This is a genomic window from Pseudomonas sp. AO-1, from assembly GCF_019775695.1.
Classification (GTDB): Bacteria; Pseudomonadota; Gammaproteobacteria; order Pseudomonadales; family Pseudomonadaceae; genus Aquipseudomonas; species Aquipseudomonas parakoreensis.
Map to the genome: position 1 here is coordinate 4,381,879 of NZ_CP079947.1, position 10,227 is coordinate 4,392,105.

The following is a 10,227-nucleotide window of genomic DNA, read 5'->3' on the forward strand; positions in this document are numbered from 1 at the left end:
TTAAATTTTGCCGCCAACCACTCGTTCTTCCCAGATAGCGAAGGCCCCCGCGCCTGCACCTCGATGGCGAACCTGACTGAGATGGCAATGACAAAACCACGTTCGAAAAAGGCTCTATTCATCGGCCTGCCGTTGGCCCTGGCGATCAGCGCCGGCGCAGGCTTTGCCGTGTGGCATCACTGGTTCAAGGACGACCTCGGCTACCCGGCCAAAGTCATGAAGCAGGCCGATGAGCTGCACGAACGCATGCTCTCTTTCGACAGCCATGTCAGCCTGACGCAAAATTTCGGCACTGACGGCCACGAAGCCGACAAGGACGGCGACGGCCAGTTCGACCTCGCCAAGGCCAACCGCGGGCGCCTGTCCGGCGCCGCGCTGACCATCTTCGGCTGGCCGGAAATGTGGAACGGCCCGAACGCTCCGCACAAGCCGACACCCGGCTTCGTCGACGAGGCGCGCAATCAGCAGGAAATCCGCTTCAAGATCATCTCCGGGATGGTTCGCGACTACCCCAATCAGGTGGCCATCGCCTACACACCCGATGACTTCCGGCGCTTGCACGGCGAAGGCAAATTCGCGATTTTCATCAGCATGCTCAACGCCTATCCGCTGGGCCACGACCTCAACCTGCTGGACCTGTGGACCGCGCGCGGCATGCGCATGTTCGGCTTCAGCTACATCGGCAACAACGACTGGGCGGATTCGTCGCGACCGTTGCCATTCCTCAATGATTCGCCGGACGCCCTCGACGGCCTCTCGGATCTGGGCAAGCAGGCGGTCAAGCGCCTCAACGATCTGGGCGTGATCATCGACGTCTCGCAAATGTCGACCAAAGCCCTCGAACAAGTTGCGCAACTGAGCCGCACGCCGCTGGTAGCCTCGCATTCGGCGCCACGTGCGATGGTCGACATTCCGCGCAACCTCAGCGACAAGGAAATGCAGCTGATCAAAAACAGCGGCGGCGTGGTGCAGATCGTCGCGTTCTCGCAGTACCTGCGTCCGCTCACCCAGCAAACCCAGGACAAGCTCAACGAGATGCGCAAGGACTTCGACCTGCCGCCGCTGCCGAACCTGGCGATGGCGCTGATGCCGGGCGACCCGATCATTGCGGCGTGGTCCGAGCAGAAGTTCGGCCAGTACGCCAGCCGCCTGTACGGCATCCTCGAAGAAGAACCGAAAGCCAGCCTCAAGGATCTGGGCGATGCCATCGATTACGCGGTGCGCAAGATCGGCATCGACCATGTCGGCATCAGCTCCGACTTCAACGAAGGTGGTGGCGTCAAAGGCTTCGAGAACGTCGGCGAAATTCGCAACGTCACCGCCGAGCTGATCTCACGAGGTTACTCCGAAGCGGACATCGCCAAGCTCTGGGGCGGCAACTTCCTGCGGGTCTGGGATCAGGTCGAGAAAGCCGCGAAACCGGCACTGGCCGCCGCGCCGGGAACTGCCAAGCCATGAGCAATCGTCGTGAGTTCTTGAAGCAGGCGGGGATTCTCGCCGCGGCTCTGCCACTGGGCGCGAGCCTGCCGAATGTCGCCGGTGCCGCGAACGCCGCGCCCGTGACCGGCAACAAGTGGACGCGGTTGCAGCAGCTGTTCGACCAGGATCCGGCGTATCTGCACTTCTCCAATTTCCTGATTACCTCGCACCCCAAACCAGTGCGCGAGGCGATTGAGCGGCACCGCGCCGCCCTCGACAAAAATCCCGGCCTGGCCATGGATTGGGACCTCGGCGTGATCGAACAGCGCGAGGAGAACGTGCGGGTCTGGGCCGGACGCTACCTGCAAGCCGACGCCAAACAGATCGCCCTGACCGGCAGCACCACCGAAGGTCTGGCGACGATCTACGGCGGCGTGCACGTGCGCCCCGATCAGGAAATCCTCACCACCGAGCACGAGCACTACGCGACCCACACCATCCTCGCCCTGCGTAGCGAACGCGACGGCACCCGGGTGCGCAAGATTCGCCTGTTCCAGGATCCGTACAACGCGAGCAAGGCAGAAATCCTTGCTGCCATCGACGGCGCCATCCGCCCCGAAACCCGGGTGCTGGGCATGTGCTGGGTGCATTCGGGCAGCGGCATGAAACTGCCCATCGGTGAAATCGGCGCCATCGTCGACCAGCACAACCGCGGTCGCAGCGACGCTGACCGCATCGTTTACGTGGTCGACGGGGTGCATGGCTTCGGCGTGGACAACCTGAACTTCGCGCAGATGAACTGCGACTTCTTCATCGCCGGCACCCACAAGTGGATGTTCGGCCCACGTGGCACCGGCATCGTCTGCAGCCGCTTCGCCGAGGTCAGATACGTCACCCCGATCATTCCGACGTTCTCCGAAGCCACGGCGTTTTCCACCACCATGACGCCCGGCGGCTACCACTCGTTCGAGCACCGCTGGGCGCTGGACGAAGCGTTCAAATTGCATCTTGAGCTGGGCAAGGCCGAGGTCGAGGCGCGTATTCACGAGCTCAACAGTTACCTGAAACAACGCCTGCAGCAGCGTCCGCAGATCGAACTGGTCACGCCACTGAGCCCCGAACTGTCCGCCGGTTTCACCTTCTTCCGGGTCAAGGGCAAGGACAGCGACAAGATCGCCGCGCACCTGATGGCTAACCGCGTGGTGGCCGATGCCGTGCACCGTGACGTCGGCCCGGTGATCCGTACCGCACCGGGGCTGCTCAACGACGAAGCGCAAATCGACCGCTTGCTGGGCGTGCTCGATCAGGCCCTTTGACCCGGACGCTCCTTTTTTTCCTTTTAGCGAGACTCGCAATGAACAGTGAACTGCGTCGATTTTCCTTGAAGGCGCTGCCGGCGCTGATGCTCACCGCCCTCACCGCCCTCGCCGCCGGCCTGCTGCCGGGTGCCGCGCAGGCCGCCACCCCGCCTGCGCCGGGCAAGGTGTTCAAGGACTGCAAGGACTGCCCGGAAATGGTCGTGCTGCCCACTGGCACGTTCACCATGGGCACCCCGGAGGATGAGGTCGGCCGCGAGCCGGACGAAGGACCGATGCACCCGGTGACGTTTGCCAAACCGCTGGCGATCAGCCGTTTCCAGATACTGCGCGGCGAGTGGGACGCCTACCTCAAGGACAGCGGCTACAAGATGCCCGACGGCGACACGCGCCCCGGTCGCGCGTGCAAGGCCGGGATCCCGGATTATCAGGGCAGCGACCCGCGCAAGCAGTACACCGACAAGCACCCAGCGGTGTGCATGGATTTCCTGGAGGTCGAAGCTTACGTGGCCTGGCTGTCGAAGAAGACCGGCCAGCAATACCGGCTGGTCAGCGAGTCGCTGCGTGAATACGCCGCCCGCGCCGGCAGCACCGGGCCGTTCCCTTTCCCGTTTGACGAAGGCAAGGAATACAGCATCGCCAAACACGCCAACACCTACGGCGCCGCCGATGGCTACAACTTCACCGCGCCGGCCGGCAGCTTTCCGGCCAACGCGTTCGGCGTCTACGACATGCACGGCAATATTTATGAGTGGACCGCCGATTGCTACAACGAGAACTACGTCGGTGCGCCAAGCGATGGCAGTGCCTGGCTGAGCGGCAAGTGCGAAGTGCGGCGCATCCGTGGCAACGACTGGGGCGAGGCACCGGTGTTCTCGCGCTCGGGCAACCGCAACGCCACCTACACCGACACCCGTGGCGACTGGATCGGCTTCCGGGTCGCCCGTGATCTGTAACGCCATCGCCCGGCTAAATTAGCCGTCCTGCCAGTCGTTCTACAGGTGGGCGCGATCCTCCATGGCGCGCCCACTGCCCTCTACGTCATCCAGGCGAACCCCACGAGCAGTGCCGGTGTTCGCCGCTCCTTCAAGCAGGGAACCTCCATGAGCAAACCAACACGCGGGGTGATCAATGAATTGTTCGCCCTGCTCAAACCCTTTCGACTGATCGTCAGCGTGTCGATCCTGCTTGGCATGGTCGGTGGCCTGAGCGTCACCGCGCTGCTGGCGACCATCAACAACGTGCTGCACGCCGAGGGCGCACTGACCAGCACCATGGTCGCGGTGTTTGCCGGCCTGTGCCTGCTGGCGCTGACCAGCTCGATCTTTTCCGACATCGGCACCAATTTCGTCGGCCAGCACATCATCGCCAAATTGCGCAAAGAGCTGGGCGAGAAAGTCCTTTCGGCGCCGATCGAGCAGATCGAGCGCTATCGCAGCCATCGGCTGATTCCGGTGCTGACCCACGATGTCGACACCATCAGCGACTTCGCCTTCGCCTTTGCGCCGCTGGCGATTTCCCTGACCGTGACCCTCGGTTGCATGGGCTACCTGGCGATGTTGTCGTGGCCGATGTTCCTGATGATGGCGGTGGCGATCCTGATCGGCACGGTCATTCAGTACATCGCGCGCGGGCGTGGCATGCAGGGTTTCCTCAAGGCCCGCGACTACGAAGACGAGTTGCAGAAGCACTACCACGCGGTCGCCGAGGGCGCCAAGGAACTGCGCATCCACCGCCCGCGCCGGCATCGCATGTTCGTCTCGGGCATCGAAGGCACGGCCGACAAGATCTGCGACACGCAGGTGCGTTCGGTGAACATTTTCGTGGTCGCCAAGACCTTGGGGTCGATGCTGTTCTTCGTGGTGATCGGTCTGGCGCTGGGCCTGCAATCGCTGTGGCCGAGTGCTGACAAAGCAGTCATGAGCGGCTTCGTGCTGGTGCTGCTGTACATGAAAGGGCCGCTGGAACACATCATTGGCACCTTGCCGATCGTCAGTCGCGCGCAAATCGCGTTCCGCCGCATTGCCGATCTGTCCGAGCAATTCTCCTCGCCCGAGCCGCACCTGCTGCTCAGCGACCAGGGCCATCAAAAGACCCCGGTGCACAGTTTGGAACTGACCGATGTCTCGTACAGTTTCCCGACGGTTGAAGGCGCCAAGCCGTTCCGGTTGGGGCCGGTGAACCTGAAAATCGAACAAGGCGACATCATTTTCATCGTCGGCGAAAACGGCTGCGGCAAGACCACGCTGATCAAATTGCTGCTGGGCCTGTACGCGCCACAGCAAGGCGAAATCCGCCTCAATCAGCAGCTCGTCGATGCCGCCAACCGCGACGATTACCGCCAGTTGTTCACCACGATCTTCGCCGACTATTACCTGTTCGACGACGTGGTTCAGGGCGACACCCATATCCCGGAAGACGCCAACCAATACCTGGAGCGCCTGGAAATTGCGCACAAGGTCAGCGTGCGTGACGGCTCGTTCACCACCACCGACCTGTCCACCGGCCAGCGCAAGCGTCTGGCCCTGATCAACGCCTGGCTGGAGGAGCGTCCGGTGCTGGTGTTCGACGAGTGGGCCGCCGATCAGGACCCGACCTTCCGGCGGATTTTCTACACCGAGCTGCTGCCGGACCTGAAGCGTCTGGGCAAGACCATCATCGTCATTTCCCACGACGATCGTTACTTCGATGTCGCCGACCAACTGGTGCGCATGAGCGCCGGCAAAGTGGTCACTGAGCTGCAACCCGCCTGACTGTGAAAATTTTGTAAAAAAATGGCGTTGAGCTTTCCGGTTTTCGGAAGGCTCAACGTCTTACTAACAGTTAATAGAAATAGTTCTCAGTCAACACTTTGAAGAGTAGAAGAACAATGCCCGCACCGCACGGACTCCACCCGCTCGCCAAGGCCCTGCTGATCCGCCGCTCCTTCCGTTGCACCTTGCCCGCGTTCTGCGCCATGGCCCTGACTGTGCCGATGATCGGCCAGGCCCAGGCCGCCGCCGTGGCGATCAATATTCCTGCACAGTCGCTGGGGAGCGCGTTGCAGGAATTCGGTCGCCAGACCAACCTCCAAGTGCTTTACAGCCCGGATGAAGTCAGCGGCCTGCGCAGCAGCGCGGTCAGTGGCAACCTGGAACCGACCGCCGCCATCGCGCAACTGCTGCAAGGCACGAACATCGCCTACAGCGTCGAGGGCAACAACGTCGCCTTGCGTTCGCGCAGCAGCGGTGGCGCCAGCCTCGATCTGGCCCCGACCAGCATTTCCGCCACCGCCGAATCGGCCTGGGGCCCGGTCGACGGGATCGTCGCCAAGCGCAGCGCCACCGGATCGAAGACCGATTCGTCGCTCAAGGAAATCCCGCAGACCATCAACGTCGTCACTCAAGACGAAATCAAGATGCGCGGCTCGAAGACCGTCACCGAAGCTCTGCAGTACACGCCGGGCATGACCGGCGGCGGTTTCTCGGATCGGGTGAAGATCTTCGACGAACCGACGTCCCGTGGCTTCTCCCCTACTCCGCTGTACCTCGACGGCCTGCACATGCCTTACGGCGGCGGCAGCACCGGCGGTTCGCTGCAGATCGACCCGTACACCCTGGAGCGCGTCGAAGTGCTCAAGGGCCCGGCCTCGGTGCTGTATGGCCAGAACCAGCCGGGCGGTATCGTCAACATGGTCAGCAAGCGTCCGACCGCGACCCCGCTGCACGAAGTGAAGATCGGTGGCGGCAGCTATGACCGCAAGTACGGTGCCTTCGACCTCGGCGGACCGATCGACGATCAAGGCGAATTCCTCTATCGCCTGACCGGTGTGGTCAACGACAGCGGCTCGGCCATCGACTACGCCAGCCAGAACCGCATGCTGCTGGCGCCAAGCCTGACCTGGCTGCCTAACGATCAGACCACCATCACCGTGTTCGGTCAGTACCAGAAAGACCACGACGTACCGGAAGCCCAGGGCCTGCCGGCCAACGGCACCGTGCATCGCAGCCAGGCCGGGCGCATCAGCCGCAGCCTGTTCCTCGGCGAGCCGGACGTGAACAAGTACCACCGCGAGCAGTTCGTCGTCGGTTACGAGATCGCTCACGAACTCAACGACGTCTGGACCCTGAAGCAGAACGCGCGTTACGCCGACATCAACGACCAGTACGTGGCGCCGCTGCACGGTTATGCGTTCCCGACCAACCCGGTTACCGGCCTCAACGACGGCAGCTACCAGAGCCGTTATGCGGTGGACTGGTCGCAGCACAACAAGGTCTACGGCATCGATAACATCGCCCAGGCCAAGTTCCACACCGCCGACGTCGAGCACACCGTGCTGCTGGGCGTGGACTACTACCACTACAATTCGAAATTCCTCGGCCTGTACGACCGCACCGCTCCAGGTCTGGATCTGTACAACCCGGTGTATGGCAGCCAGATCAATTTCCGTCAGCCGTACAAATGGGACAACACCATCACCCAGACCGGCCTGTACGCTCAGGATCAACTGCGCTGGAACCAGTGGTTCCTGACCCTCGGCGGTCGGTATGACTTCGCCGAAACCGACAACAAGCAACCGCTGAGCGGCGGCCACAGCAACCAGAAGGACGAGAAGTTCACCGGGCGTGCCGGCCTGGGCTACGAGTTCGACAACGGCATCACACCTTACGTCAGCTACGCCGAATCGTTCCTGCCGCAAACCGGTACCGACATGAGCGGCAGCGCCTTCGAACCGACCACCGGCAAGCAGTACGAAATCGGCGTCAAGTACGAGCCGAAGTCGATCGACGGCTTCATCCAGTTGTCGGCGTACCAGATCGACCAGGACAATATGCTCACCACCGACCTCAACAACCCTGGTTTCAGCACCCAGAGCGGCTCCGTGCGTTCGCGCGGTATCGAGCTGGAAGGCAAGGTCAACGTCACCCGCAACCTGCGCGTGCTGGCGGCAGTGTCGCGTAACCAGACCAAGTGGGAGAAAGACAACGACGGGCGCGAAGGTCGCACCCTGGCCATGCGTCCACCGCTGACCGCCTCCGCGTGGGTCAACTACGACTTCGACATCTCCACCGCCCTCGCCGGTTTCGGCATGGGCCTGGGCGCCCGTTACGTGCGCAGCAGCTACGGTTCGGATTACGAGTCGGACTCGTTCCAGATTCCGTCCTACACCGTGTATGACGCCATGGTCTCTTACGACCTGGAGAAATCGCCGCTGCATGTCAAAGGTGTGAAGCTGCAAGCCAACCTGCAAAACCTCACCGACGAGAAATACGTTGCCGCGTGCAACGGTACCCTCGATTGCTACTACGGCGAAGGTCGGACCATGACTGCTGACGTGACCTACAACTGGTAATACGTTTAGCGCTCAATGAAACGCCGGCATTTGCTGGCGTTTTTTTTGGGGGACTTGGCGGCCTTTGGGCCGACCAGGCTCTTGGGGTTTTGGGGGAATATCCGTTTCTGCGGGTGTTGCTGCTGGCGGTTTCGCTCTTACAGCGAGTTACCTTTTCCAGACGCCGAAAAGGTAACCCAAAAGGCTTTGCCCCGGCGTACGGCACTTCGCTTAGGCTCAGTGTTCCCTCGCTACGGCGTCCATCCGGGGGCATCGCCTACGGTTTGCTTCGCTGCACCTCCTCTCGATGCATGCGGCTTCGCCGCACGGCGCTGCGCGCCTACCCCGGATGAACACCTCCGCTCGGCCTGCCGAAGGGGCAAAAGATCAAAAGCCACATCAAGAGCCAAAGCCAAAGCCAAAGCCAAAGCCAAAGCCAAAGCCAAAGCCAAAGCCAAAGCCAAAGCAGATCAAAAGATCACAGCCTTCGGCAGTTCCTACATGGGATCGGGTGTCATCAGTTAGAAATTGGTCGGCTGTCCGGCCGCCTTCGCTGGCAAGCCAGCTCCCACAGTGGGATCGGGTGTTTTCAGTTAGAAATTGGTCGGCTGGCAGGCCGCCTTCGCTGGCAAGCCAGCTCCCACAGTGAGATCGGGTGTCATCAGTTAGAAATTGGTCGGCTGTCAGGCCGCCTTCGCTGGCAAGCCAGCTCCCACAGTGAGATCGGGTGTCATCAGTTAGAAATTGGTCGGCTGGCAGGCCGCCATCGCCAGCAGGCTGGTTCCTACAATTTAGAGAGCGTGCACCCCATGCGGCGAAGCCGCCCCACTCAAAACGATGAGCGTTAGCTCGAGTAAAGCTTTTGATCTCAGGGCCCGTCGGAAGGCTGAGTGGAGGGATTTATCCGGGGGTGGGAGCGCAGCGACCGTTTGGCGCAGCCAAACACAGCGAGAGGAGGTGCAGCGAAGCAAACCGTAGGCGCTGCCCCCCGGATGAATCCCGCAGCGAAGGAACCCGAGCCTGAGCGAGGGCCGAACGTCAGGGTAAAGCCCTTTGGTTACTTTGGGGCGTTTGCCAAAGTGACCCGCCGTCAGGGCGGAACCCTAGGTGGCCGTTACCGCAGCAACGGATATTCACTCACCCCCAACCCCGGTCAAGCCAAAGCAAACACCTCTACCAACCGCCCAGCAATCAACCCCAGCGCCTCCTCAGCCTCATCAACAATCGCCCCCATACGCATGAAGTCGTGGGTCATCCCCTCATAAACCTTCAACTCCACAGCAACCCCCGCCGCCTGCAAATGCCGGGCATAAGCCACCCCCTCATCGTGCAACGGATCACACTCGGCCAACACCATCAGCACCGGCGCGACATTGGCCGGAACTTCGCCGAGCAACGGCGAGAAACGCGGATCAAGACGATCACTGGCATCACGCTGGTAGTGCGCGTAGAACCACTGCAGCGAAGCCTTCTCCAGCAGATAGCCTTCGGCGAAACGCTCGATCGAAGGCGTGCTGCGACTGGCATCTGCAACGGGATAAATCAACACCTGCAAACACGGCTGCACAGCGGCAGCCGTCAGTTGCGCAGCCAGCACCGTGGCCAGGCTGCCACCGACGCTGTCGCCGGCAATCGCCAGCCGCGCCGCATCGATGCCCAAATCAGCCGCACTCGCCAGCAGCCAGTCCCAGGCATCGCGGGCATCATCGGCCGCTGTCGGAAAGCGATGTTCCGGTGCCAGTCGATACGCCACCGACAGCACCACACAATCGGCCAGCGAAGCCAACGCACGGCACAGCGAATCATGCGAATCGAGGCTGCCGACCACATAGCCGCCGCCATGGAAATACAGCAGTGCCGGACGACCGGCGCCCGCCTGCAACGGATGATTGCTGTAGATCCGCGCGTGCAACAGTGCGCCGTCACGCACCGGCAATTGCAGCTCATCCACCACGGCCAGTTCTTCACCGCCGGCGTCCATCAGCAACGATGACTGATCGAACTGTTCACGGGCCTCGGTCGGGCTCAACTCGTGCATGCCGACGCGTTTGCCAGTGGCCCGGCCGTTGCCGACCAATTGCAGAAATGCGGCGATATCAGGATTCAATGACATTCAAATCTCCAAACCGATCGGGCGCCATCAACGCCCGATCGGTTCTACTTTGGGTTTCACAGCTGGGT

The 10,227-nt window shown here is 61.8% G+C and carries 6 protein-coding genes; 5 read left to right on the forward strand and 1 reads right to left on the reverse strand.

Annotation, left to right across the window (positions count from 1 at the left end):
- Positions 1-87 precede the first annotated feature (87 nt).
- The 5 genes from pvdM to KVQ82_RS19975 all read left to right on the forward strand — a co-directional run bounded on the left by pvdM (position 88) and on the right by KVQ82_RS19975 (position 8,067).
- Positions 88-1,458 (forward strand): pyoverdine-tailoring dipeptidase-like protein PvdM, encoded by a 1,371-nt coding sequence (pvdM, locus tag KVQ82_RS19955; protein ID WP_103369045.1) that lies wholly within the window; start codon positions 88-90, stop codon positions 1,456-1,458.
- Positions 1,455-2,735, forward strand: coding sequence for an aminotransferase class V-fold PLP-dependent enzyme (locus KVQ82_RS19960; protein ID WP_222015373.1), 1,281 nt, complete (start codon positions 1,455-1,457; stop codon positions 2,733-2,735). Before pvdM ends, KVQ82_RS19960 begins: the two co-directional genes overlap by 4 nt.
- Before the next feature lie 38 nt (positions 2,736-2,773).
- Positions 2,774-3,691: a formylglycine-generating enzyme family protein gene (locus KVQ82_RS19965; RefSeq protein WP_222015376.1), complete on the forward strand. Its 918-nt coding sequence runs from the start codon at positions 2,774-2,776 to the stop codon at positions 3,689-3,691.
- A gap of 147 nt (positions 3,692-3,838) precedes the next feature.
- Positions 3,839-5,488, forward strand: a complete 1,650-nt coding sequence (locus KVQ82_RS19970) for a cyclic peptide export ABC transporter (RefSeq protein ID WP_007968743.1) — start codon at positions 3,839-3,841, stop codon at positions 5,486-5,488.
- Positions 5,489-5,604: 116 nt separating this feature from the next.
- Positions 5,605-8,067 carry a TonB-dependent siderophore receptor gene (locus KVQ82_RS19975; protein WP_222015380.1) on the forward strand — a complete coding sequence of 821 codons (2,463 nt, stop codon included), beginning with the start codon at positions 5,605-5,607 and terminating at the stop codon, positions 8,065-8,067.
- A 1,132-nt stretch (positions 8,068-9,199) separates the two neighbouring features.
- Here the strand turns inward: KVQ82_RS19975 and KVQ82_RS19980 are convergent.
- Positions 9,200-10,159 carry an alpha/beta hydrolase gene (locus KVQ82_RS19980; RefSeq protein WP_222015381.1) on the reverse strand — a complete coding sequence of 320 codons (960 nt, stop codon included), beginning with the start codon at positions 10,157-10,159 and terminating at the stop codon, positions 9,200-9,202.
- Positions 10,160-10,227 lie beyond the last annotated feature (68 nt).